Source organism: Caulobacter sp. BE264 (assembly GCF_031457805.1).
Lineage (GTDB): Bacteria > Pseudomonadota > Alphaproteobacteria > Caulobacterales > Caulobacteraceae > Caulobacter.
In genome coordinates, this window is record NZ_JAVDXI010000007.1 from 73,475 (window position 1) to 97,625 (window position 24,151).

The following is a 24,151-nucleotide window of genomic DNA, read 5'->3' on the forward strand; positions in this document are numbered from 1 at the left end:
GCCCAGATCGAACCCATGAGGGCTGCGGGCCTTGCCGAGATCGTTGGCAAGTCAACCCCAAAAGCGCTCAGGATGAATCGGGGCCCCGGCATTCGCCGGGGAAGTCGGAGAAATCTAAGACCGCCAGCAAGGCGGCATACACGGGAGCAAACCATGCGCCGTCTCGCGCCGATTCTGCTGGCCGTCGCCCTCGTCGGGCCCGCCAACGCACAGTCCCTGCTGAACGGCCTGTTCGCCGACCACGCCGTCGTCCAGCGCGACCGGCCCCTGCCGGTGTTCGGGACCGCCAAGCCGGGCGAGACGGTCACCGCGTCCTTCGCGGGCCAGACCCTGACCGCCAAGGCCGGTCCTGACGGCGCCTGGCGCGTGGACTTCCCGGCCACGCCCGCTGGCGGCCCCTACACCCTGACCGCCGCCACCGCCTCGGCCAAGGCCACGGCGTCCGACGTGCTGGTTGGCGATGTCTGGCTGTGCTCGGGCCAGTCGAACATGGAGATGCAGGTCTCCGCCTCGGGCGACGCCTGGAACCAGATCAACAACGGCGCGGCCAACGACACGATCCGAATGGCCACGATCGAGAAGGCCGACGCCCGCTCGCCCGCCAAGTACTTCAAGAAGCCGCCCGCCTGGAAGCCGACGAACAAGGAAACTGTCGGCGCCTTTTCGGCCAGCTGCTTCTACTTCGCCCGCGAGCTGCAGAAGACGCGCAACGTCCCGCTGGGCCTGATCCACGCCTCGTGGGGCGGCTCGGGCATCGAGGCCTGGATGACGCCGACAGCGCTGCGCAAGGTCGGCGGCTATGACGACGCCATCGAGGTCCTGAACCTGTCGATCAAGGACCAGGACGCCGCCAGCCGCCGCTGGGGCGAGGTGATCAAGGGCTGGTGGAGCGCCAAGAACCCTGGCCAGGCGGCGCTGGCGCCGTGGACCGGCGCGGGAACCTGGACGGCCGCGCCGCAGGGCCTCGGGATCTGGGAACGCTGGGGCGTCCCGGCCCTGGCGCAGTTCAACGGCGTCGTCTGGTTCAAGACCGAGATCGAGCTGACCGCCGCACAGGCCGCGCAGGCGGCCACCTTGGGCCTGGCCCAGATCGACGAGATGGACACCACCTATCTCAACGGCGTGGGCGTCGGCGCGACCTCCGGGGCGTGGCTGGACCGCCGCTACGCCCTGCCCGCCGGCGCGCTGAAGGCCGGCAAGAACACGCTCGTCGTCTCGGCCTACGACACCTACGCCAACGGCGGCATGTATGGCGATCCAGCCAAGCGTGTGCTGACCCTGGCCGATGGGACGTCGCTGCCGCTGACCAACTGGACGTACCGGATCGAGCCCCGCGCCGGCGGCGATCCGCCCCGCGCGCCCTGGGACACCCTGTCGGGGGTCTCGACGCTCTACAACGGCATGATCGCCCCGATGGGCCCCTACGCCTATGCAGGCCTGGCCTGGTACCAGGGCGAGACCAATGTCGGCCGCGACAAGGCCTATGTGAACCTGCTGGGCGCCTTCATGGCCGAGCGGCGTCAGGGACAGTCGCCCGACATGCCGGCGCTGGTCGTGCAACTGGCCGACTATGGCGGCTTCGCCACCGCGCCCGGCCTGCCCGCAGGAACCGCCGCCCTGCGCGACGCCCAGCGCCGGGCCGTCGCCGCCGATCCGCGCGCCGGCCTCGTCGTCATCCACGACATCGGCGACCCCTATGACATCCACCCGGCCAACAAGCAGGAGGTCGGCCGGCGCCTGGCCCTGGCCGCTCGCCGCCTCTATGGCGAGCCGGTGACCACCGGCCCCGAGGTCGTCTCCGCCAAGCGGACCGCCGACACCGTGGTGGTCAGCTTCGCCCAGGTGGGCGGCGGGCGTCTGGTCTCGTACGGCTCGGACCGGGTGATCGGCTTTGAGCTGTGCGACACCGCTTGCCGCTGGGTCGACGGTCGCATCGACGGGACCTCGGTGGTGCTGAGCGGGACGGGCTCCAAGGTCCGTTTCGCCTGGGCCGATAGCCCGACCTTCAACCTGTTCGACGCCGAGGGCCTTCCGGCCGGGCCGTTCGAGGTTGACGTTCACTAACCGCCCGAGCGCCCCTTAAGTAAGAATCCGAAGCTAAGTGTGATCGCACCGGGGTTCTGTCGGGGGACACGAGGGTCCATATCGCGGCCATGTCCGTTTCTCCGCGCTCCCAGGCCCGCGCCGACGCCGCTCCGTTCACCGATGAGGAGATCGACCGGCTGGTCGAGACCTTCTACGCGCGGATCCGCCAGCACCATCGCCTGGGCCCGATCTTCGAGACCGCGATCGGCCCCGACGGCTGGCCCGAGCACCTGGCCAAGCTGAAGGACTTCTGGTCGTCGGTGCTGAACACCTCGGGCCGCTACAAGGGCCAGCCGGTGGCGGGCCACCAGGGCGTCGAGGGGATCACCGAGGGCCTGTTCACGCCATGGCTGGGCCTCTTCCACATGACCTGCGCCGAGCTTTTCGACGCGCCCCGTGCGGCCTTCATCGGCCAGAGAGCCGAGCGGATCGCAGCCACCCTGAAGCTGGGGCTGTTTCACCGCTCCGGAGCGGTGGCTTGAGCCCGCGCGCGGGCCTGGCCGACCAGGGTTTCGTCCGCTTCGAAGCCAACGAAACCTCGGCCCTTCTCGGCCCGGAGGCGATGGCGGGGTGGAGCACCTTCGCCGACAGCTGGAACGACCTTGGCCTTGACACCTTCATGGCGGACGGCGGGCGCTATCGGCGTCGGCGGTTCGCCGCCTTCGCGGTCGCGCCGGGGCTCCTGGAGCGCAAGCCGCATCAGCCGCACTGGCAGAGCCGCGACTACAACCCATTGAACGGCGGCGTTCAGCGCTGGTTCGAGCCGGTCACTGACGCGATCGCCGACCATCCGGTGATGCGAGGCGTCATCGCCGCCGGGCTTGAGCAGTTTGATCCGCTGTCGCCCCCCTCGGATACGCCCTGGCACGTCGAGGCCCACCAGTTCCGCATCGAGGCGCGGGCGGGCGAGCAAGGCCTGCCGACCCCTGAGGGCGCGCACCGCGACGGCGTCGACTGGGTGATCGTCATGCTGGTCGATCGCCAGAACGTCGACAGCGGCGTCACCGACATCTTTGCGCCGGACGGGACAAGCCTGGGCGCGTTCACCCTGACCGCGCCGGGCGACGCGGTTTTCCTCGACGACCACCGCGTCCTGCATGGCGTGACACCCATCCGGCCGCGCGAGTCTCAGGCCCCAGCGATCCGCGATGTGCTGGTCGTCACATTTCGGCGCCCGGAAGCGGCGTAGAGTCCAGCTCGCGCGGGGGTAGCTGCGACCGTTTGCCTCACGCGTTAACTCTTTGGACCGGTGTCCACCCATGTAACGGTGGCTTTCCGGCTTCTCGGGATCGGGCGTCCATTTCCATGTCTCGAGACGATTGCGCCCTGCCGCACACCGCCTCCGCTCAGCGCCGCGACGTGCTGTCCGGCGCGATGGCCGACGCCGTCCCGATCCTGATCAGCTATGTCGACCGCGAGGAGCGCTATCGCTTCGTCAACCGCGCCTATGAGCACTGGTTCGGCGTGGATCGCGCCGATATCGAAGGTCGCCGTCTCAGCGAAGTGATCGGCGACGTCGCCTATGGGCGCTTGCAAGGCTTTGTACGCCGGGCGCTGGCGGGCGAGACCCTCACCTTCGAGGGCGAGGTCGAATACCAGGGCGCCGGCGCCCGCTTTATCGAGGCGCGATACGTGCCCGACATCGCGCCGAACGGCGAAATCCCCGGCTACTACGTCCTGATCACCGACATCACCGAACGCAAGCGCGCCGAGGAGACCGAACGCCTGCTGATCCGCGAGGTGGACCATCGGGCCAAGAACGTGCTGACCGTCGTCCAGTCGCTGGCCCAACTGACGCCGTTCGAGACCAAGGACCAGTACGTCCATGCGCTGTCGGGCCGGATCGGCTCGCTGGCCCGCGCTCACAGCCTGTTGTCGGCGACACGCTGGAGCGGCGTGGACCTGCACGACCTGCTGCGGCTGGAGCTGGATCCCTATGGCGGGGAGGCCAGCGAGCAGGTGGCGATCCTGGGTCCGCCGGCCCTGATCGACGCCCAGGCCGCCCAGTCCCTGGCCCTGGTGATCCACGAACTGGCCACCAACGCAAGTAAGTACGGCGCCCTGTCGCGCCCGCTGGGCCGCCTGAACGTCAGCTGGAGCTTCGACGAGACCGGCGTGCTTCGCCTGGCCTGGCGAGAGGACGCCGGGGTGGCGATCGCCGCGCCGACGCAACGTGGCTTCGGCTCCACCCTGATCGAGAGCGCCGCCAAGCAGCTGGGTGCGCGGATCGAACACACCTGGCGCCCGCAGGGCCTGAAGGTGCGTCTCGATCTGCTGCAGGGGGCCCAGGCCCGTCCGGCCGAGAGCGCGCCGGTCTATCGGGCGGGCTCTCCCGCCGAAGTCGGGCCCAGCCTCAACGATCAGCATGTGCTCGTCGTCGAGGACGAGGCGGTGGTGGCCATGGAGCTGACGCGCGTGCTCACCGCCGCCGGCGCCAAGGTGGTGGGTCCGGCTGGCACAATCGAGGAGGCGATGGCGCTGCTGGACGCCCACCCCGTCGACCGTGCGCTGCTGGACGTCAACCTGGGCGGCCGCCTGATCACGCCCGTGGCCAAGGCGCTGAACCGCCGCGGCGTCCCGTTCGTCTATCTGACCGGCTACCAGGAGCCGGAGGTCGACGATGGTCCCATCCTGCGCAAGCCCGTGCCCGCCAACGTCCTGGTCGGCGCCCTGGCCCGCGGCGCCCCGCTGACGGCGCAGTAGGTCGCCTTGCTTCCGACACGCCTATGATGGACGTGATCCGGACGATCTTGTCCGAAGCCTCGCCTTGGCTCTTGAAATTGCAATTCGTTCTCAAGTAAGGACAGGCATCCTGTTGCTCAGCCCCTGTCGCGTCCGCCTGTGAAATCCGCCGCCGCCCAACATCGCCGCTCGTTCTGGCTGAAGCAGCTGCACCAGTGGCACTGGATCAGCGCGGCGCTGTCGCTGATCGGCATGCTGCTGTTCGCGATCACCGGGATCACCCTGAACCACGCCGGCCAGATCGAGGCCGAGCCCCAGGTGGTCAGCCGCAAGGCGACCCTGCCGCCCGACCTGCTGGCGGTGCTGGCCAAGGGTCCGGAAGAGGGCAAGCGCCCCCTGCCCGTCAAGCTGGAGCCGTTCCTCGACGAGGCCGTCGGCGCCGACGTGGCCGGGCGCGAGGGCGAATGGTCGGCCGACGAGGTCTATGTGGCGCTCGCCCGCCCCGGCGGCGACGCCTGGGTCTCGATCGACCGCGAGACCGGCGCCGTCGAGCATGAGAAGACCACGCGCGGCGCGATCAGCCTGCTCAATGACCTGCACAAGGGCCGCAACACCGGCAAGGCCTGGAGCTGGTTCATCGACATCTTCGCGGTCGCCTGCGTGATCTTCACGGTGACCGGCCTGATCCTGCTGCAGTTCCACGCCCGCGCGCGCCCCCTGACCTGGCCGCTGGTCGGGCTGGGTCTGGTCGCGCCCGTCCTTCTTGTCATCCTGTTCGTCCACCTCTGAGGCAGACACCGTGAAGCGTTCGATTTCCCTGCTCACCTTCGCCGGCGCCGCTGTCGGCGCCCCGGCGATGGCCGCCGACCTCAATGTCACGGTCGAGCTGCCCAAGCTGAATGTGGCCGAGTACCACAAGCCCTATGTGGCCATCTGGATCGAGAACCCGGCCGACTCCACCGCCGCCGGCACCCTGGCCGTCTGGTACGACGCCAAGAACCGCGAGGACAACGGCGCCAAGTGGCTGAAGGACATGCGTCAGTGGTGGCGCAAGGCCGGCCGCGAAATGAGCTTCCCCGCCGACGGCGTCAGCGGCGCCACCCGCGCGCCGGGTCCCCAGAAGCTGGTCTTCTCCGGCGCCAAGGGCGCGCTGAAGACCCTCAAGCCCGGCCAGTACAACCTGGTCGTCGAGGCCGCCCGCGAGGTCGGCGGCCACGAGGCCGTTCGCGTGCCGTTCACCTGGGGCCAAATGGGGGGCAAGCCCGGCAAGCCCGCTTCGGCCAAGGGCTCGGCCGAGCTGGGCGCCGTCACCGTTTCCGTGAAGTGAGAAAAGCCATGACCTTCAAGACGCGCCTGCTCGCCGTCGCCGCTGTCAGCGTCGCCCTGGCCCTGCCGATGTCGGCCTCCGCCCACCGGGGCTGGATGGTGCCGGCCTTCACCACCCTGTCGGGCGACGGCGCCTGGGTGACGGTCGACGCGGCCATCTCCAATGAGCTGTTCTATCCCGACCACCGGGCCATGCGCACCGACGGCGTCAAGGTGATCGCGCCCGACGGCGCGGCGGACAAGATCCAGAACGCCGCGACCGGCCAGTATCGCTCGACCTTCGATGTCCAGCTGACCAAACCGGGCACCTACAAGATCTACACGGCCAGCAACAGCGTCATGGCCAGCTGGACCGAGAACGGCGAGGTCAAGCGCTTCCGCGGTTCGCCCGAGGACTTCGCCAAGCAGGTGCCGGCCGGCGCCGCCGACCTGAAGACCATCAAGTCCAGCAGCCGCAACGAGACCTTCGTCACCCGCGACAAGCCGACGCTCGAGGCCCTCAAGCCCACCGGCCAGGGCCTGGAGCTGGTCCCGGTCACCCATCCGACCGACGTGATCGCCACCGAGGCGGCCACCTTCAAGTTCGTGATCGACGGCAAGCCCGCGGCCAACCTGGAGGTCACCTTCGTACCCGGCGGCGCGCGCTGGCGCGCCAGCCCCGGCGAGATCAAGGTCAAGTCGGGTCCCGACGGCGCGGTGAAGGTCACCCTGCCGGAAGCCGGCATGTACTGGGTCAACGCCACGGTCCGCTCCGGCGCCGACGCGCGCGGCGGCATGGGCGGCCCTCCGGGCGCAGCCCCCGCGCCGGCCACCCCGCTGGCCGGCGACGGCATGAGCGCCAGCTACACCGCCGTCATCGAAGCCCAGCGGCCTTAACAAGGACCTGTCATCCCGGCCGCAGCGCAGCGGAGAGCCAGGACCGCCGCAGGCTCAACGCTTGCCGAGGTCCCGGCTCGGCGCGCTCCGCGCTTGGCCGGGATGACAGTTTTCAAAGAATGCCCCGCGTCCTCGTCCCCGCCATCGCCACGCCGCCCGCCCGACCCGTGGGCGGGCTTGTCCGCGCGTTCGGGGGCGACACCATGGGCACGACCTGGTCAGTCAAGGCGGTGCTGCCGGCCACCACCGACCTCGCCGCCCTGCAGGCGAGCGTCCAGCGCGCCCTCGACGCTGTGGTCGCCCAGATGAGTCCGTGGGAGCCGCTGTCGGACCTCTCCCGCTACAACCGCGCCGCACCGGGAAGCTGGACGGCGCTGCCACAGGACGCCCTGACGGTGCTGCGCTGCGCGCTGGCGGTCGCCGAGCAGAGCGAGGGCGCGTTCGATCCGACTCTGGGCGCTCTGACCGACCTCTGGGGGTTTGGCCCGCGTCCGTTCGCCGGCCAGCCGCCGCAGGCCGAGGACATCGCTCCCCGCCGCGAGGCTTGCGGCTGGAAGCGCGTCGTCCTGGACGGCGACGCCCTGTTCCAGCCGGGCGGGCTGAAGCTTGACCTGAACGGCGTCGCCAAGGGCTTTGGCGTCGACCAAGCCGCCGCCGCCCTGGATCGCGCCGGGGTGAAGAGCTACCTCGTCGAGGTCGGCGGTGAGTTGCGCGGGATCGGCGCCAAGCCCGACGGCCAGCCGTGGTGGGTCGAGCTGGAGCGTCCCCCGCCCTTCGAGCCCGCCGCCAATGACACCCAGAAGACCCTGGTCGCGTTGCATGACCTGGCCGTGGCCACCTCGGGCGACTACCGCCGGTTCTTCGACCACGGCGGCCGCCGCTACGCCCATACGCTGGACCCGGCCACCGGCGCGCCGATCGTCCACGCCACCGTCAGCGTCACGGTGCTGGCCAAGGACGGCATGAGCGCCGACGCCTGGGCCACGGCCCTGACCGTCATGCCGCCCGAGCGCGCCCTGGCCTTCGCCGCCGCCCATGACCTGGCCGCCCTGATCGTTAGCCGAGGCCCGGCCGGTCTGGAAGAGCGCCTGTCGCCCGCCCTGCAGGCGATGCTGGACTGATGCCCGACCTTTCCGCCCTCTCCCCCGAGGCCCGTCGCTGGTTCTGGGCCGGTGTCGTCGTGGCGCTTTACGCCCTCTTCTGCCTCGTCATCGCCCTGCGCGAAGCCTGGCGCGGCCAGCGGGCGCGGCGAGCCGCCGAGGCCCTGTCGCAGGGCGTCGGCGAACCGGTGCTGGTCGCCTACGCCAGCCAGACGGGCTTCGCCGAGGAACTGGCCACGGCCACAGCCAAGGCCCTGTCGGACGCCGGCGCGCCGGTCACCCTGAAGGACCTCTCGGCGGTCACCCCGAACGACCTGACGGGTCGCGCCCTGTTCGTGGTCAGCACCACCGGCGAGGGCGACGCTCCCGATCCGGCCCGCGCCTTCATCCGCGACGTGATGAAGGCCGACCTCGACCTTTCGGCCCTGCGCTACGGCGTGCTGGCTCTCGGGGATTCCAGCTACGCCCACTACTGCGCCTTTGGCCGGTCGCTGGACGCCTGGCTGGCGGGCCGAGGCGCTCAAGCCTTGTTCGACCGCGTCGAGGTGGACGACGCCGACCCGGCCGCCCTGCGCCACTGGCAGGGACAGCTGGCGACCCTGACCGGCGTCACCGACGCGCGCCACTGGACGCAGCCCACCTATGACCCCTGGACCCTGGCCGAGCGGACACTGCTGAACCCCGGCAGCCCCGGCGGCGAGGCCTGGCATGTGCGCCTCACCCCGCCCAAGGGCGCGACCTGGCAGGCCGGCGACATCCTCGAGATCGGTCCGCGCAACGACCCCGCCCAGGTCGCCGCCCTGGTCGCGGCGCTGGGCCTGCCAACAGAGGCCGCCGACACCCTGGCGGGTCTTCGCCTGCCTCCGCACGATGGCGACCTTGCCCCCCTGCGCGGCCTGTCGCTCGAAGCCCTGGCCCAGCGCCTGACGCCCCTGCCCCACCGCGAGTACTCGATCGCCTCCCTTCCCGCCGACGGCGGGGTCGAGCTGATCGTCCGGCTGATGTCGGGCCCTGACGGCGCTCTGGGCCTGGGCTCAGGCTGGCTGTGTCGCCATGCGCCGATCGGCGCCGCGATCAAGGCCCGGGTGCGGGTCAATCGCAGCTTCCACGCGCCCGAGACCACGCGGCCCCTGATCCTGATCGGGTCGGGCACGGGCCTGGCGGGCCTGCGCGCGCACCTGAAGGCCCGCGCCGCCGCCGGCGTCCGCTGGAACTGGCTGGTCTTCGGCGAGCGCACCGCCGCCCACGACTATTTCCACCGCGCCGAGCTGGAAGCCTGGCAGGCCTCGGGCCTGCTGGACCGGCTGGACCTGGCCTTCTCCCGCGATCAGGCCGAGCGGGTCTATGTCCAGCACCGCCTGCGGGAAAACTCGGACGTCCTGCGCCGCTGGGTGGCCAATGGCGCGGCGATCTATGTCTGCGGCGCGCTGGAGGGCATGTCCCGCGAGGTTCACAGCGCGCTGGTCGAGATCCTGGGCGCAGAGGGTCTGGAGCGCCTGACCGACGAGGGGCGGTATCGGCGGGACGTCTACTGAGGCGCTTAGCCCCGTAGAAGCCCGTCCCGCTCCTCCGGCGTATTGGCTCCGCGCAGACGCGCCAAGGCGCCATTGGGAACCGGCAGGGCCCGCAGGCCCGCGCGATCCACCAGTCGCCGCAGCGGCCAGCCGGCCTCGGCGTCGGGGGGCAGAGCAGCGGCGTCCAGCACCATCGGCAGCGGCAGGCCCTCATAGCAGCCGCCCGTCGCCAGCAGGGGCCCCAGGTCGCCCGGCGTGATCGTCGGCGCGTCGACCGCAAGCACCAGCAGCCGAGCGGTCCCCAGCGCCCGCGCGCCCGCCAGCACCCCGCCGACGGGCCCCGCCCCCGCCGCATCGTCGGCGACCCACGGCAGGCCGAGATCCGCACCTGCGGTCACCAGCGCCTCCGCGCCCACGGCCCGCGCCAGGTCCGCCACGCGGTCCACGGCGCGGCGGCCACCCCAGTCCAGCGCGGCCTTGTCCCGGCCCATGCGTCGTGAGCCGCCGCCGCACAGGATGATCGCGCCCAGAGAGGTCATGAGCCCGGTTTAGCAGGAAAACCCGCCGCTCTTCCAAGCCCTACCCGAAGCGGTCTAGTGTCCGCGCCGAAGAGGGACGGACTTAAGAATGAACCAGCCTGTCGAGCGCCAGCGTCGCCGGACGACCCAGAGCGCCACGATCCGCGACGTGGCGGCCCGCGCCGGGGTCTCGCCGATGACGGTGTCGCGGGTCATCAACCGCGAGAGCACGGTCAAGGAAGAGACCCGCCAGCTGGTCGAGAAGGCCATCGCTGACCTCAACTACGCGCCCAACCCCGCCGCCCGCAGCCTGGCCGGCAGCGCGCCGTTCCGCATCGGCCTGCTCTATGACAACCCCTCGACCGGCTACCTGTCGGAGTTCCTGGTCGGGGCGCTGGACGAGAGCAGCCGCACCGGCGCCCAGATCGTCATCGAGAAGTGCGCCGAGCCGGAGCTGGCCCGCGCCACCCTGGCCCGCCTGCTGAAGACCGGCGTCGACGGCCTGATCCTGCCCCCGCCGCTGTGCGAGTCGGCCGAAGTGTTGGCCGAGGTCCGCGCCGCCGGGGCCGCCGCTGTCGCCGTGGCGCCGGGGACGGCCAGCACCGACATGGCCACCATCCGCATCGACAACGAGGCCGCAGCCTTCGAGCTGACCCAGCATCTGATCGGTCTGGGACACAAGCGCTTCGGCTTCATCAAGGGTCACCCGAACCAGACGGTCAGCCAGCAGCGCCTGGACGGCTTCATGACCGCCCTGAAGGCCGCTGGCATCCCGCAGGAGGCCATCCGGGTCGAGCAGGGCTACTTCACCTATCGCTCGGGCCTGGAGGCGGCCGAGCGGCTGCTGGCCGCCGAGCCCCGTCCGACCGCGATCTTCGCGGCCAATGACGACATGGCCGCCGCTGCGGCGGGCGTCGCCCATCGTCTGGGCTTGGACGTGCCGGGCGACGTCTCAATCGTCGGCTTTGACGACACCTCGATCGCTGACAACATCTGGCCGCCGCTGACCACCGTGCATCAGCCGATCGCGGCCATGGCCCGCGCGGCCGTCGACCTGGTGCTGGAAGAAATCCGCCGCCACCGCGACGGCGGCGGCGAACCGCGCCAGCTCATGCACCCGCATACGCTGATCGTGCGGGATTCGAGCGGACCGGCGGGGGCGTGATAGAATCCCTCTCTCACGGAGAGAGGGATTCTGATTTCCCTAGCTCCGGTAGTCCCCGTTGATCGCTACGTACTGCTTGGTCAGGTCGCAGGTCCAGACCGTGGCCGAGCCGCGGCCCACCCCGACGTCCACCGAGACCTCGAAGGCCTGGTTCTTGACGTAGGCGCTCATCTTGGCCTCGTCGTATTCGGCCGAGATCAGGCCGTCGCGGGCGGCGTAGAGGTCGCCGAACTTGACGCTGATCTTCTCGCGGGCCACCGGCTCGTCGGCCCGGCCCACGGCCATGACGATGCGACCCCAGTTGGCGTCCTCGCCGGCGAAGGCGGTCTTGACCAGCGGGCTCTCGGCGATGGTGCGGGCGATCTTGCGGGCGCTGGCCGGGCTTTCGGCGCCGTTGACGGTGATCTTGACGAACTTGGTCGCCCCCTCGCCGTCCTTGACCAGTTGCAGGGCCAGGTCCAGCAGCACGCCTTCCAGCTTTTCGCGGAAGTCGGCCAGACGCTTGTCGCCCGGACGGCTGATCTTGGGCGCGCCCGACTGGCCGGTGGCGAACAGCAGAAGCGTGTCGTTGGTCGAGCGGTCGCCGTCCACCGTCACGCAGTTGAAGGTGGTGCGGGTATACAGGCTGACCAGGGTCTGCAGGGCCGCCGGGGCGATGGCCGCGTCGGTGGCCACGAAGGCCAGCATGGTGGCCATGTCCGGCGCGATCATGCCCGAGCCCTTGGCGATGCCGGCGATCTTGACCTCGACCCCGTCGATCATCGCCGTGGCGTAGGCGCCCTTCGGGAAGGTGTCGGTGGTCATGATCGCCCGGCCGGCCTCGGCCCAGGCGTCGGCCTTCAGACGGCTTTCCACCTCGGGCAGGCGGGCGGTGATCTTGCTGTCGTCCAGGATGACGCCGATGACGCCGGTCGAGGCCATCATCACGTCGCGCTGGCGGCAGTCCAGGCGCTTGCCCACGGCCGTGGCCACGCGGCGCACCGCGTCGGCGCCGGGCTTGCCGGTGAAGCTGTTGGCGCAGCCGGCGTTGACCACCAGGGCCCGCACGTCGGCGCCGCCTGTCGCCGTCAGCTGGCGCTTGCACCAGTCGACGGGCGCGGAGCCCACGCCGTGACGGGTGAAGACCCCCGCCGCCGAGGTGCCCTCGGCGAAGCGCATCAAGAGCAGGTCTTCGCGCTCATGCTTGTAGAAGCCCGCGCGTCCCGTCGCGATCTCGACACCGGCGATCGGCGGGATGGTCGGGAACGGCACGGCCAGCGGCGAGATCGCCAGGCCCGGCTTGCCCGCGCCCGTCGCGGCCTTGGCCGGGGCTGCTGCGGCCGGTTCGGACTCGCCGGCCGACTTCTGGGCGCGACGCAGGCCCGCGCGCTTCAGGGCCGAGGTCAGCGGATCGACGATCGCGTCGATGACTCCATGGGCGCGTTCCACCGGTCCGGCGACAGGTTCGGCGGCGGTATCGGCGGGCGTCTTCGTCGTCTTGGGCATGGACCGCTCTACTGACTACTTCTTCGCGGGTTGGGCGGGAGCCGGCGGAGCCGAGGCCGGCGCGGCGCCCTGCAGCTCCGGCGGGGCCGAGGCGGGTTCCTGGGCGCTGCCGGCGGGCAGGTCCTGCGACTTGCCGATCATCATCTCGACCTTGGCCGAGCCGCGCAGCTTCTCGAGGATGTCGCGGACCTGGTCATAGGTCAGGAAGCGGATGATCTGCGGGCGCGCGGCCTCCAGCGTGATCGGCTCCTCGACGCGCTTGTCCTCGACCTTGACCAGGACCCAGCCGCCCTCGGCCGCGAACGGGCCGACCAGCGCGCCCTTCTGGGCGTCCTTCAGGGCCACGCCATAGGCTTCGGGCATCACATCCAGGGTGAAATAGCCAAGATCGCCGCCGTTGAAGCGGGTGGCCTGGTCGGTCGAGCGCTCCATGGCCAGGGCGTCGAACGAGGCGCCGGTGGCCAGCAGCTTCTTGATGCTCTCGGCCTCGGCCTGGCTGCCGACCAGGATCTGGCGGGCGCGGATCTCTTCCGAGCGCTTGGAGAGCTTCTGCTGCTCGGCGTAGAGCTTGCGGATGGCGTCCTCGGTCACGGCCTTCTCGACCACGCCCTCGACCAGCATGTCGCCCAGGATGCGCTCGCGGGCGGCGGCCAGACGGCGCTGGGCCATCGGGTCCTTGTCGAGCTTGCGCTTGGTGGCCTCGGCGGCCAGCAGCTTCTGGTCGATCACCTCGTCGAGGCGCTGGCGGAACACTTCGCTGGAGATGTCCAGCGGCTCGCCCTCGCTGATCAGGCCTTGCGCCACGGCCTCGCGCTTGACGTCGCTGGCCCAGATCACCTGGCCGTTGACGCGCGCCACGGCGGTGTCGCCGGGCTCAGGCGGCTTGTCGGCGACCTTGTTCTGGCCGCAGGAGGCGATCAACAACGCGCAGGCCACAGCGCCCAGCGCGCCCATCAGGCGGAAAGAGGTCTTCAAGGCCAAGATCTCCGGCTTTGCTGAGATGGGCTCTAGCGCGGTTTTTCCCCAAGGGGAAACGGCTTCGCCGCTGAAAGCGTTCTGGCCTGCGAAAACCGCCCCGGTGACGGGGGTTTCGCCCCCTTAAACCCTCTCTGTTCTAGGGTCTTCGCGTTGACACCAGAGGGGGCGGTGCTTAAGTCTCCGGCCGCACCGGAACGGCGTGTTTACGCGTTGTTGCGGCTGATTTTCATCTCCGTAGTCGAGGCCTTCCAGCCTTAGCGCCGGCCTCCTCGTCCAAACCGCCCTCCGGATTCCCCCTGAATGCTTGGTTTCGCCAAAAAGCTCTTCGGCTCTTCCAACGAGCGCAAGGTCAAGACGCTGACCGCGCGCGTGGCCAAGATCAACGCCTATGAAGCCGAGTATGCGGCCCTCTCCGACGAGGCCCTGAAGGGCAAGACCGCCGAGTTCAAGGCGCGCCTGGAAAAGGGCGAGACCCTCGACGACATCCTGAACGAAGCCTTCGCCACCGTGCGCGAGGCCTCCAAGCGCGTGCTGGGCATGCGCCACTTCGATGTCCAGATGGTGGGCGGCATGGTGCTGCACTTCTCGGGCATCTCGGAGATGCGCACCGGCGAAGGCAAGACGCTGGTCGCGACCCTGCCGACGTACCTCAACGCCCTGGAAGGCAAGGGCGTCCACGTCATCACCGTCAACGACTACCTCGCCCGCCGCGACGCCGACTGGATGGGTCAGGTCTACAACTTCCTGGGCCTGTCGTACGGCGTGATCGTCAACGGTCTGAGCCAGGGCGAGCGTCAGCGCGCCTATCGCAGCGACATCACCTACGGCACCAACAACGAGTTCGGCTTCGACTATCTGCGCGACAACCTCGTCTACAGCGTCGACGAGATGGTCCAGCGCGGCCACAACTTCGCGATCGTCGACGAGGTCGACTCGATCCTGATCGACGAAGCCCGCACCCCGCTGATCATCTCGGGCCCGACCGAGGACCGCAGCAGCTTCTACAAGACCATCGACGTGCTGGTGAAGGAGCTGATCCTCGACAAGTCGATGTACGACCACGACGAGAAGCAGAAGCAGGTCATCCTGACCGAAGAAGGCCAGGAGAAGATCGAAGAGATCCTGATGGCCGGCGGCCACCTGGCTGAGGACTCAGCGGGCCTCTACGACGCGGCCAACGTCTCGGTGGTGCACCACGTCAACCAGGCCCTGCGGGCCAACATCCTGTACACGCGCGACAAGGACTACATCGTCAAGGGCGGCGAGGTGATCCTGATCGACGAGTTCACCGGCCGCATGATGACCGGCCGCCGCCTGTCGGAAGGCCTGCACCAGGCCATCGAGGCCAAGGAAGGCGCCGACATCCAGCCCGAGAACCAGACCCTGGCCTCGGTGACCATCCAGAACTATTTCCGCCTCTACAAGAAGCTGTCGGGCATGACCGGCACCGCGTCGACCGAGGCCCAGGAATTCGACGACATCTACAAGATGAGCGTCTCGGAAATTCCGACCAACCGCACCATCCAGCGCATCGACGACGACGACGAGGTCTATCGCACCGAGCGCGAGAAGAACGAAGCGATCCTCAAGCAGATCGCCGACTGCCACGTGCGCGGCCAGCCGATCCTGGTCGGCACCGTCTCGATCGAGAAGTCCGAAGAGCTGTCGAAGCTGCTCTCGACCTTCAGCTACGAGAAGGACGGCAAGAAGGTGAAGGGCATTCCGCACCAGGTGCTGAACGCCCGCTTCCACGAGCAGGAAGCCGTGATCGTCGCCGACGCGGGCGTGCCCGGCGCGGTGACCATCGCCACCAACATGGCCGGCCGCGGCACCGACATCCAGCTGGGCGGCAGCATCGACATGCGCCTGTTCAACTGGCGCCAGCAGCAGCGCGGCATGGGCCTTGAGATCACCGTCGAGGACGAGGCCGAGGAGCGCGCCCGCCTCGAAACCGAGATCGCCGACAAGAAGGCCCAGGCCCTGGCCGCCGGCGGCCTGTTCGTGCTGGGCACCGAGCGTCACGAAAGCCGCCGTATCGACAACCAGCTGCGCGGCCGCACCGGCCGTCAGGGCGACCCGGGCCGCAGCAAGTTCTTCCTGTCGTGCGAGGACGACCTGCTGCGCATCTTCGCCGGCGAGCGCCTGGACGCGATCATGCGCACCTTCGGCGTCCAGGAAGGCGAGGCGATCACCCACAAGTGGCTGAACAACGCCATTGCCACGGCGCAAAAGCGCGTCGAGCAGCGCAACTACGAGATCCGCAAGAACCTCCTGAAGTACGACGACGTCGTCAACGACCAGCGCAAGGCCGTGTTCGAGCAGCGCCAGGAGTTCATGGAGTCCAGCGACCTCTCGGAAATCATCACCGAGATGCGCCACGACACGATCGACGATCTGGTCGCCCGCCACCTGCCGCCCAAGGCCTATGCCGAGCAGTGGGACGTCGAGGGCCTGACCGAGCGCGTCAAGTCGATCCTGGGTCTGGACCTCCCGATCGCCGAGTGGGCCGCCGAGGAAGGCATCGCCGACGAGGAGATGAAGGAGCGCATCACCAAGGCGGCCGACGCCTATGCGGCTCAGCGCGAGGAGATCATCACGCCCGAGCAGATGCGCTCGGTCGAGAAGAACTTCCTGCTGCAGATGATCGATCTGCAGTGGCGCGAGCACCTGATGCACCTGGATCACCTGCGCAACGTCATCGGCCTGCGCGGCTATGGCCAGCGCGATCCGCTGAACGAGTACAAGACCGAAGCCTTCTCGCTGTTCGAGAAGCTCCTGGGCGACCTGCGCACCAACACCACCCGCTGGCTGATGACGGTGGAGATCGCCTACGCCGAGCCGGAAGTCCCGTACCAGTCGCTGGAAGGCCTGCAGGAAGTCCACCTGGATCCGCTGACCGGCGAGAACGTCGCCGTCGCCGGCGCGATCCCGGACGGCCTGTCCCCCCAGCAGCGCGAGGCCCTGCCGGTCGCGGCCCTGCCGGAAGAGTGGGAGCGCACCAACCGCAACGCCCCCTGCCCCTGCGGCTCGGGCAAGAAGTTCAAGCAGTGCCACGGCTCGCTGGTGAAGTGAGCTGAGCGCGTCGTAACTGACGATCCCGACCTCCCCCGCGAACGCCGGGGTCCAGATCGAACCAAAGGGCGCTGGGCGGCTTCGCTCGGCGCCCTTTCGCGTTCACGGCTGACGCTGCGGATGCATCTGGGCCCCGGCGTTCGCCGGGGAGGTCGGTTTCTTTGAACCGCCCCGCCCAAAAAAAATCGAACATGAACGAAATCTGCCAGAGCGGTCGCCGACGCCGTTCAGCTTCACCCTGTCATGGTCTGTCTCACGGGGTTGATGACCCCGGAGACTTTCAAAAGGGACGAAGGAGTTCTCTCATGTTCGGCAAGAAGACCAAGACCATCACCCTGACCCTGGGCGCCGCCGCCACCGCGCTGTCGCTGGCCGCCGCTCCGGGCGCCTACGCCATGGACCAGAAGCTGGGCGGCGTCGTCGGCTGCAAGGCCTCGGGCTCGAAGCAGGAAGTCGGCGCTGTGATCGGCGGCCTGCTGGGCGCGGTCGCCGGTTCGAACCTGGCCAAGAACGATCGCGGCACGGGCACGGCCATCGGCGCCGTGGTCGGCGCGGGCGCCGGCTCGCTGGTCGGCTGCAAGATGCAGAAGACCGACGCGGCGCAAGCCGTTGGCGGGGTCTACAAGTCGGGCGGCTACCGCTACGCCCAGACCGTCCAGGCCGCGCCGCTGGTGAAGATCGAGAAGAAGATGGTCACCCGCTCGACCGTCAACCTGCGGGCCGCCGCCTCCACCCGGGGCGAACGTCTGGGCGCGGTGGACTCGGGCACGACCTTCCAGGCCCTGGGCCGCACCCATGACGGCAAGTGGATCCTGGTCGGCCAGGACGGCGTCGGCGTCGGCTTCGTCTCCAGCGCCTACGTCTACCGCGCCTAAGGTTTGAGTTTCGGGGCGCGTCCGCTCCGTCCCTCAGGCCGCGCCTTTGAAGAGAGCCCGTCCGGTCCCCCCATGACCGGGCGGGCTTTTTCGTGGGCGTCACCCCAGCGCGCTGACCCCGCCCAGCCAGGTCTGCCAGACCACCACCAGCGCCCAGTGCAACAGCACCGCCGGCCAGACCGAGCCCGTCACGCGCTTGGTCACCGCGCAGCCCAGCCCCAGCACCGCGCAGCACAGCAGGAAGTCAGGTCGCAGGAACACCGGCGCGGCGTTCGGCAGGAAGGTCAGGGCCTCGATCACGTGCCACAGCACATAGAGGCCGGTGGCCACCCCGATCTCGACCCCCGGCCGCCGCCCCTCGCCGGGGCCGGGCGTCAGGATGGCGCGGAACGGGATCTCTTCGCCCAGCGCCGGGATCAGGATCACCGTCAGCATCCGCAGCGCCAGACCCGGCTGGGTCGGGGTCAGGTGATAGAGGCCGGTCGCAAAGCCGATCACCGCCATGGTCGCCAGGGTGACGACGGAGACGGCGAGACAGAACACCCACTGCCGCGCGGTCGGCAGGGTGCTCAGGCTGGACAGGAGGCGGTGGCGGTAGATCGGGAGCCTCCTATGGGCCCTCTCTCGCCGAGAGAGCGTCCTCAGCGCAGCTTCGAGGCGAGGTTCGGCGCGACGTAGGAGAGCAGCAGGAACGTCAGGAACAGTCCAAGCCCCACGCCAAAAAACGCCGGAACCAGTCGAAGCGCCGCGCGCGAACTGTTCAGCGGCGGCTTGACGCCCTGGGATTGCTGCACGATGTCAGTCTGCGCCTGCAGGGCGAGCATGCCAGAAACCGCCAGGGCCAGCGCCGCAGCCCCCATTTGCCAGGAAGCCAGCCGCGCGCCGAATACGGTTCCCCCGAGCGTCAGCATGCCGCCCAGGGCCGCGACGCTAAGCGACGTCATGCTCTTGAAGTAGTCATAGGCAAGCGCCGGCTCCGCCAATCCGGTACGCGATGATTTATCCCCTGCCTCAGCGAGCGGCGCGGTGTTCTTCAGAGTCGGGAGTTCGTCGGTCATCGCCTCGCCAGTCGCGGTTACGCTTCGACCAAGGAAAATAGCCTGCGTCGACCTCGCCGCAAGCACCCGCCCTCACGTCCGCCAACGCAGCGTCTGGTCCTTGACCGGATTGACGAACGGCCGGCCCTCGCGGCGGCTCGCGTTCCATTCGCGCTTGCACTGGTGGTACCAGCGGGCCTGCTGGTCGGCGTCGCCCACCCACATCAGGGGCGGGTTACACTTGAGGCCCGGGGTCTGGTTCTCGACGATCTTGCCGTCCTGGCGCAGGAAGGCGCGGGCGGCGATGCGGATGAGCGGATAGAGCGCCGTGAACGCCCAGTGATCCGACCACATGATCTGGTTCATCCGGGTCTTGTGGGCGTTGATCGGGGTCATGGCCGACAGGGCCAGCACCTGCTTTGTTCCCACCGTCACATGCTCCCAGCGCAGGCCCGGCAGGCGGAAGGTGATCTCGGTCAGGGGCTCGCCGCCCAGGATGGCGTAGGCCTTGGAGTTCTTGGACGGCTCGTGCCGCACCATGGTGAAGCCGGCCTCGCTGGGGGCGAAGCACTTCTTCTTCTCGTGCTGGCTGGTCTTGGTGCGCCACCACCATTGTTGGTGGACGTAAGGCCCGTGGGCCGGGTCGATCAGGCCCAGCACGGCGTGGTCGATATGGATGTCGTAGTCCAGATGGTCGACGAGCTTGGGCTTGCCGCCCACCACGCCCGGGATCACCGGCGGCGGCTCGGGCGGCGCGCCGTCAAAGCGCGGGTCGGACGACATCCAGATCCACACCAGGCCCTGGCTCTCGACCGTCGGATAGCGGCGCACCCGCACCTTGGAGATGTCGAAGTCGCTGTCGGCGGTCAGGGACGGGATGGCGGTGCAGGCGCCGTCGGGCCCGAAACGCCAGCCGTGATAAGGGCACTCGACGCTGTCGGTCCCGTCGGCCTCGCGAACCAGCCGGCCGGCCGACAGAGCAGCGGCGCGGTGCGGACAGATGTCACGGATCGCATAGACCTCGCCGCCGCGCGTGCGGCCCAGCAGCACCGGCTCGCCCAGATACTCGCGCTTGGACTTCGTGCCCGGCTTCAGGTCCGGCGACAGGGCCGCCACGTACCAGGCGTCCCAGACGAAACCCTCGCCGAACTTGTCGGCGGCGGGTCTGGCGGGGTGCGAAGCGTCGTCGGCGGGCGGCATGAAACGGCTTCTAGTGCAGTTTTGTGAACATCGTCATGCGAAACGCAGCGTCACCGGTCGTCGGCGACTGTCAAGCTCAAGCCTTAGACGTCACCGCGACCCCGCCGTCTCCACCAGACGCTGATAGAAGCGGACCATGCGCTCGACATTGTCGAGGCTGATGTGCTCGTCAGTGCCGTGGATCACCTTGGTGCCGTCGACGGTGAGCACCAGCGGCTGGAAGCGGTAGACGTCGCTCGACACCCCGCCCATGTAGCGGCTGTCGGTGCCCGCGGTGACCAGGCCCGGCACGACCGGGGCCTTGCTCTCGTCGGCGGCCAGCCCCGCCAGGGTCTTCCAGGCCTCCGACTCGGTGGACGACACCGCCGAGGGCTCGTTCCGATTCCCCTGGAAGGCCAGCTCCACGGGCAGGTCGCCGACGGCGTCCTTGGCCTTGGCCATCACCTTGTCGGAGCTGTCGCCCGGCGCGATGCGATAGTTGATCCAGGCCGTAGCGTCCTGCGGCAGAACGTTTTCCTTCGGCGAGCCCTTCAGCATGGTCGGCGCGATCGTCGTGTGCAGCATGGCCGCCCCGGCCGGGCTCTTGGCCGTGACCTTTACCAAGAGCGACGAGAACAGCCAGGTGTTGGCCGCGAAGATCTTCACCACCGGCGAGGCGTGGGGCGAGATCGCCTTCAGCATGTCCGCGCCCGGCCCCTGGAACTTCATCGGGAAGGGGTTGTCGTGGATGGCCTGCACGGCCTTGGACAGCGTGACCACGCCGCCGCCGTCCTTGGGCGGGGCCGAGGAGTGGCCGCCGACGGCGGGCGCGGTGACCTTCAGGGTCGCATAGCCCTTTTCGGCCACGCCGATGATGGCGGCGGGCTTGCTGGTGACCGGATGGTCGGCGACCACCGCCATGCCCTCGTCCAGCACGAACTGCGCCTTGACGTTGCGCGACTTCAGAAGGGCGGCGGCGGCCTTGGCGCCCTCGCCGCGCACCTCCTCGTCATGGCCGCTGACGATGATCACGGTGCGCACCGGCTTGAAGCCGCTGGCCGCCACGCTCTCCAGCGCCTCGAAGATGGTGACCAGCGAGCCCTTGTCATCGATCGCCCCCCGGCCCCAGACCTTGCCGTCAGCGACCACGCCGGCGAACGGCGGATGGGTCCACTGGCCCTCGCTGCCCGGCGTGACCGGCACCACGTCCTGGTGGGCCATCAGCACGATCGGCGGCAGGGCCGGGTTCGAGCCCGTCCAGGTGTAGACGAGGCCATGGCCGGCCACGACCTCGCGGGTCATGGCCTGGTGGGCCAGCGGATAGGTGGTCTGCAGCCAGGCGTGAAGCTTGTCCCACTCGGCCGGCTGGTCTTCGGCGCGGTCCTGGTGGCTGATGGTCTGGAAGCGGATGGCCTGGGCCAGGTGATCGGCGGCCTTGGCCACATCGACCGGCCGGGCGGGCGCCAGCCTGGCGGCGGCCGCATCGGCCTGGGCCGGCGCCTCGAACGTCGCGGTCCGCACCGCAACCACGGCCGATACGGCCAGCACCAGACCCACGGCCGTCAGCGCGACCTTACCCCCGACACCCATGACGCTCTCCCCTTAGCTTTGAGGCGACTGTGCGACCGGCGAGCGGCCCTGGCAATCCTGCCCTTGGGGCGGTGAAGCGGCGAAAGTTATCCACAGGGGCGCAGGCAAAATCGGCTCAATCCCCGTACTTTTCCGATCCAGGCTCAGGAAATTCAAGGCCTTACAGGAAAACGCAGGTTTCTTATCCCCGCCCTTCGACATGGCCTCATGCTGGAGCCATGACCCAGACGACCTCCGAAACCTGGTGCGCCCGGATGCAGGCCAAGCTGATGGCGGCGATTGACGCCGCCTGGGCCATGATCGAGGCCAGCGACGACCCCGCCGTGCTCCGCAAGGCCCGCGACCGCGTGAAGGCGTGCGGGGAGATGGCCTCAAACGTTCGCAAGATCGCAGCGATGGCGGGCCAGAGGCGGCCCGCGCCACGCGCGGCGGGCGGATCGGCGCTGGACGCCGCGCTCGCCGCTGTCGCGACGGCTACGCCCGCGTCGGATTCGCCGCCGGAACGGAGGCTGGACCGCCTGAAGGGGGGCGGACGCGGGCGATTGTAGGGCACGGGCCACGGCGAAGGCTGGGTTTGTGGCGGGAGGTTTGAGTTGGGTCTCGACCCTTTGCGGACGCCGACCAAAATCCCTCTCTCATGGAGAGAGGGATTCCGCGCTTCCAAGCCCGCCCTCAAGGGAGACACCCCCTCGAAGCTCAGCCAAGAACCAGACCCCTACTTCTTGGCCTCTTTGATGGCGTCCTTGAGCTCGCCCTGCTTGAGGTTGCCGGCCACCTGGTCCTTCTGGCCTTCCTTCTTCAGGTCCTTGTCGCCGACGATCTCGCCGACGCCGGACTCGACCTTGCCGATCGTCTCCTGCTTGCGGCCAGCCTCCTTGTCGCAGGCGGCGAGGCCGGCGGTCACGAACAGGGCGGCGAGGGACAGGGACAGGGTGCGTTTCATCGGACTCTCCATGGATTGTCCGGCTTGAACGCAAACGTGGCCGTAAGCGATCCGAGAGGGCGGTGAAACAGCGCCGTTACCGCGGCTTCCAGCCCTCGGCGATCATGGCGATCTGGCGGTCCATGGCGGCCGACATGTCCGTCGCGGCCAGGTTTCCGCCGGCGGCGGCGGCCATGCGGTAGTTCCAGGCGTAGGCGGCCTTCAGGGTTTCGACCACCAGGTTGAGGTCGAGATCCGCCCGCACCTCGCCCTTGCGCACGCCGTCCGCCAGGACGTCAATCAGCATCTGGCTCAGCCGCGGATTGCGGCCGTACGGCGTGACGCCGGCTTCGTTGCTGGGATTGTAGGAGGCCGCGATGTGGGCGAGGAACAGCTTCACCCGCCGGGTCTCGAACGCATAGTGGATCGCGAAGATCGAGCACAGCCGATCCACGGTGCTGCCCCGCAGGATCGGGATCACCCGGTCGAACTCGGCGTAGAGCTCGTCCAGGCGATGGGTCATGACATGGCTAAGCACCTCCGCCTTGGAGGCGAAGGTGGTGAAGACGCTGCCGACCGAGACCCCCGCCCGCTCCGCGATGGCGCGGATGGTCGTCTCTTCATAGCCGACATCGTTGAACAGGTCCCGGGCGGCCTCGAGAACCTTCTCGCGCGTCGCCGCCTTCTGCTCGTCCCTTACGCCCAAGCCCGCCCCCTCCCGAACACGCCAGCGTCAATCTTGAAATCGAAGGCGCTTCCCTCCCCCGAAGGAAGCGCCCTGATGGTTTTAAGCGCGGGCGCCCGCGAAGATAACCTTCAGCTGATCCGAAAGGCGCGCCAGCAGCGCCTCGACCGACCAGCCGTCGTAGACGGCGCGGCGGTAGTTGGCGACATACACGTCCCAAGTGATTTCGGCCAAGAGCTTGGCGTCGATATCTTTCTTGAGCTGGCCCTCATCGATCGCGCGCTGCAGGGCGGCGCCGATGAGCTTGAAGATGTGCTTCAGGTCGTTGCGGGCGCGGCGCTCGGCGGCTTCCGAACGGGTCCACGACTCCGCGATGCTGGCGCGCAGCAGCGGCAGTTGCTCCAGGTGGAAGCTGTAGGCCACGCCGAACAGGCCCAGCAGCGCCTCGTCCACCGTCTTGGCGGCGCGGGCGGCCTGGGTCATCTGGGCGTAGATGACTTCGTAGTCGGCGGTGAGGATTTCCTCGAACAGCTCCGACTTGTCGGCGAAGCTGGCGAACACCGCGCCGGTCGACATGCCAGCGGCCTGGGCGATGTCACGGATCGTGGCGCCCTCGTAGCCGCGCTCGCTGAACAGGCGGCGGGCGGCGGCCAGCACGCGTTCGCGGGTGCGCTGCTTGGCCAGCGCGCGACGGGTCAGCTTCACCGGAGTCTCGGCGCCCTGTTCGATATTGACGGACACAAAGCTCATGCGGCGGCCTCCAGACGGGCGAGCGCGGCTTCGGCGCGCTTTTCAAACTCAACACAGTACTCATCGACGACGTTCTGAAGGACGTCGGCGTAACGGCGGGCCAACTGGCGACCATCCTGCGCGGCGTCGCGCAGGTCGGTGATCAGTTGACGAACTTCAGCCATGGCTTCTTCGCGATCGGACGCGGAGAGCGCGGCGGCGGTCGCTAGGCGAGCGCTCATGCGGGGGTCTCCTGTCCCCCGTTTGGGTGAGAAAAAAGCGCTGAACAGATCACGGTGGGGGAGATTGATCATGTTCAACGAACGCGCACTG

The 24,151-nt window shown here is 69.0% G+C and carries 23 protein-coding genes and 2 pseudogenes; 13 read left to right on the plus strand and 12 right to left on the minus strand.

Annotation, left to right across the window (positions count from 1 at the left end):
- Positions 1–153: 153 nt before the first annotated feature.
- From J2X45_RS16565 to J2X45_RS16605, 9 genes are all read left to right on the plus strand, one after another.
- The gene (locus J2X45_RS16565) at positions 154–2,064 is read left to right on the plus strand and encodes a sialate O-acetylesterase (protein ID WP_310216921.1); all 1,911 of its coding nucleotides are present in this window, start codon (positions 154–156) and stop codon (positions 2,062–2,064) included.
- An 89-nt stretch (positions 2,065–2,153) separates the two neighbouring features.
- The gene (locus J2X45_RS16570; protein WP_310216924.1) at positions 2,154–2,567 is read left to right on the plus strand and encodes a group III truncated hemoglobin; all 414 of its coding nucleotides are present in this window, start codon (positions 2,154–2,156) and stop codon (positions 2,565–2,567) included.
- Positions 2,564–3,274, plus strand: coding sequence for a 2OG-Fe dioxygenase family protein (locus J2X45_RS16575; protein ID WP_310216927.1), 711 nt, complete (start codon positions 2,564–2,566; stop codon positions 3,272–3,274). Before J2X45_RS16570 ends, J2X45_RS16575 begins: the two co-directional genes overlap by 4 nt.
- Before the next feature lie 32 nt (positions 3,275–3,306).
- Positions 3,307–4,788 carry an HWE histidine kinase domain-containing protein gene (locus J2X45_RS16580; protein ID WP_310216929.1) on the plus strand — a complete coding sequence of 494 codons (1,482 nt, stop codon included), beginning with the start codon at positions 3,307–3,309 and terminating at the stop codon, positions 4,786–4,788.
- 138 nt (positions 4,789–4,926) lie between these two features.
- Positions 4,927–5,556, plus strand: a complete 630-nt coding sequence (locus J2X45_RS16585; RefSeq protein ID WP_310216932.1) for a PepSY-associated TM helix domain-containing protein — start codon at positions 4,927–4,929, stop codon at positions 5,554–5,556.
- Between the two features lie 10 nt (positions 5,557–5,566).
- Positions 5,567–6,094, plus strand: a complete 528-nt coding sequence (locus J2X45_RS16590; protein WP_310216935.1) for a DUF2271 domain-containing protein — start codon at positions 5,567–5,569, stop codon at positions 6,092–6,094.
- On the plus strand, positions 6,091–6,969 hold the full coding sequence (locus J2X45_RS16595) for a DUF4198 domain-containing protein (RefSeq protein ID WP_310216937.1): 879 nt from the start codon (positions 6,091–6,093) through the stop codon (positions 6,967–6,969). The genes J2X45_RS16590 and J2X45_RS16595 overlap by 4 nt, the downstream gene beginning before the upstream one ends.
- Before the next feature lie 167 nt (positions 6,970–7,136).
- Complete coding sequence (locus J2X45_RS16600) at positions 7,137–8,090, plus strand: FAD:protein FMN transferase (RefSeq protein ID WP_310217315.1); 954 nt, start codon at positions 7,137–7,139, stop codon at positions 8,088–8,090.
- Positions 8,090–9,604, plus strand: a complete 1,515-nt coding sequence (locus tag J2X45_RS16605; RefSeq protein WP_310216939.1) for a sulfite reductase flavoprotein subunit alpha — start codon at positions 8,090–8,092, stop codon at positions 9,602–9,604. The genes J2X45_RS16600 and J2X45_RS16605 overlap by 1 nt, the downstream gene beginning before the upstream one ends.
- Positions 9,605–9,609: 5 nt before the next feature.
- Here the strand turns inward: J2X45_RS16605 and J2X45_RS16610 are convergent, their stop codons facing one another.
- The gene (locus J2X45_RS16610; protein WP_310216942.1) at positions 9,610–10,122 is read right to left on the minus strand and encodes an NTP transferase domain-containing protein; all 513 of its coding nucleotides are present in this window, start codon (positions 10,120–10,122) and stop codon (positions 9,610–9,612) included.
- 88 nt (positions 10,123–10,210) lie between these two features.
- Between J2X45_RS16610 and J2X45_RS16615 the strand changes: the two genes are divergently transcribed.
- Complete coding sequence (locus tag J2X45_RS16615) at positions 10,211–11,266, plus strand: LacI family DNA-binding transcriptional regulator (protein WP_310216945.1); 1,056 nt, start codon at positions 10,211–10,213, stop codon at positions 11,264–11,266.
- 39 nt (positions 11,267–11,305) lie between these two features.
- Here the strand turns inward: J2X45_RS16615 and argJ are convergent, their stop codons facing one another.
- Together argJ and J2X45_RS16625 are read right to left on the minus strand one after the other, a co-directional pair.
- Positions 11,306–12,751 (minus strand): bifunctional glutamate N-acetyltransferase/amino-acid acetyltransferase ArgJ, encoded by a 1,446-nt coding sequence (gene argJ / locus J2X45_RS16620; protein WP_310216947.1) that lies wholly within the window; start codon positions 12,749–12,751, stop codon positions 11,306–11,308.
- 15 nt (positions 12,752–12,766) lie between these two features.
- Positions 12,767–13,732, minus strand: coding sequence for a peptidyl-prolyl cis-trans isomerase (locus J2X45_RS16625; protein ID WP_310216948.1), 966 nt, complete (start codon positions 13,730–13,732; stop codon positions 12,767–12,769).
- 297 nt (positions 13,733–14,029) lie between these two features.
- Here J2X45_RS16625 and secA point away from each other — a divergent pair, with 297 nt between their 5' ends.
- On the plus strand, positions 14,030–16,801 hold the full coding sequence (secA, locus tag J2X45_RS16630) for a preprotein translocase subunit SecA (protein ID WP_310216950.1): 2,772 nt from the start codon (positions 14,030–14,032) through the stop codon (positions 16,799–16,801).
- Positions 16,802–17,106: 305 nt separating this feature from the next.
- Entirely contained in the window at positions 17,107–17,676 is a 570-nt protein-coding gene (locus J2X45_RS16635; RefSeq protein WP_310216952.1) for an SH3 domain-containing protein, read from the plus strand.
- A gap of 99 nt (positions 17,677–17,775) precedes the next feature.
- Here J2X45_RS16635 and J2X45_RS16640 read toward each other — a convergent pair whose 3' ends face one another.
- From J2X45_RS16640 to J2X45_RS16655, 4 genes are all read right to left on the minus strand, one after another.
- Complete coding sequence (locus J2X45_RS16640; RefSeq protein WP_310217318.1) at positions 17,776–18,321, minus strand: type II CAAX prenyl endopeptidase Rce1 family protein; 546 nt, start codon at positions 18,319–18,321, stop codon at positions 17,776–17,778.
- Positions 18,318–18,734, minus strand: a complete 417-nt coding sequence (locus J2X45_RS16645; RefSeq protein ID WP_310216954.1) for a hypothetical protein — start codon at positions 18,732–18,734, stop codon at positions 18,318–18,320. Before J2X45_RS16645 ends, J2X45_RS16640 begins: the two co-directional genes overlap by 4 nt.
- A 72-nt stretch (positions 18,735–18,806) precedes the next feature.
- Entirely contained in the window at positions 18,807–19,913 is a 1,107-nt protein-coding gene (locus J2X45_RS16650) for an aromatic ring-hydroxylating dioxygenase subunit alpha (RefSeq protein WP_310216956.1), read from the minus strand.
- A gap of 90 nt (positions 19,914–20,003) precedes the next feature.
- On the minus strand, positions 20,004–21,482 hold the full coding sequence (locus J2X45_RS16655) for a M20 family peptidase (RefSeq protein WP_310216959.1): 1,479 nt from the start codon (positions 21,480–21,482) through the stop codon (positions 20,004–20,006).
- A 218-nt stretch (positions 21,483–21,700) separates the two neighbouring features.
- Here J2X45_RS16655 and J2X45_RS16660 point away from each other — a divergent pair.
- A pseudogene (locus J2X45_RS16660) lies at positions 21,701–21,916 on the plus strand (hypothetical protein); the annotation flags it as partial.
- Between the two features lie 281 nt (positions 21,917–22,197).
- Here J2X45_RS16660 and J2X45_RS16665 read toward each other — a convergent pair.
- From J2X45_RS16665 to J2X45_RS16685, 5 genes and pseudogenes are all read right to left on the minus strand, one after another.
- Entirely contained in the window at positions 22,198–22,425 is a 228-nt protein-coding gene (locus J2X45_RS16665; protein WP_310216963.1) for a CsbD family protein, read from the minus strand.
- Between the two features lie 76 nt (positions 22,426–22,501).
- Positions 22,502–23,110, minus strand: a complete 609-nt coding sequence (locus J2X45_RS16670; protein ID WP_310216965.1) for a TetR/AcrR family transcriptional regulator — start codon at positions 23,108–23,110, stop codon at positions 22,502–22,504.
- 81 nt (positions 23,111–23,191) lie between these two features.
- Complete coding sequence (locus tag J2X45_RS16675; RefSeq protein WP_310216968.1) at positions 23,192–23,839, minus strand: TetR/AcrR family transcriptional regulator; 648 nt, start codon at positions 23,837–23,839, stop codon at positions 23,192–23,194.
- A complete protein-coding gene (locus J2X45_RS16680; RefSeq protein WP_010918617.1) occupies positions 23,836–24,060 on the minus strand; it encodes a hypothetical protein in 225 nt (74 codons plus the stop codon). The genes J2X45_RS16675 and J2X45_RS16680 overlap by 4 nt, the downstream gene beginning before the upstream one ends.
- A pseudogene (locus J2X45_RS16685) lies at positions 23,996–24,132 on the minus strand (hypothetical protein). Before J2X45_RS16685 ends, J2X45_RS16680 begins: the two are co-directional and overlap by 65 nt.
- Positions 24,133–24,151: the final 19 nt, after the last annotated feature.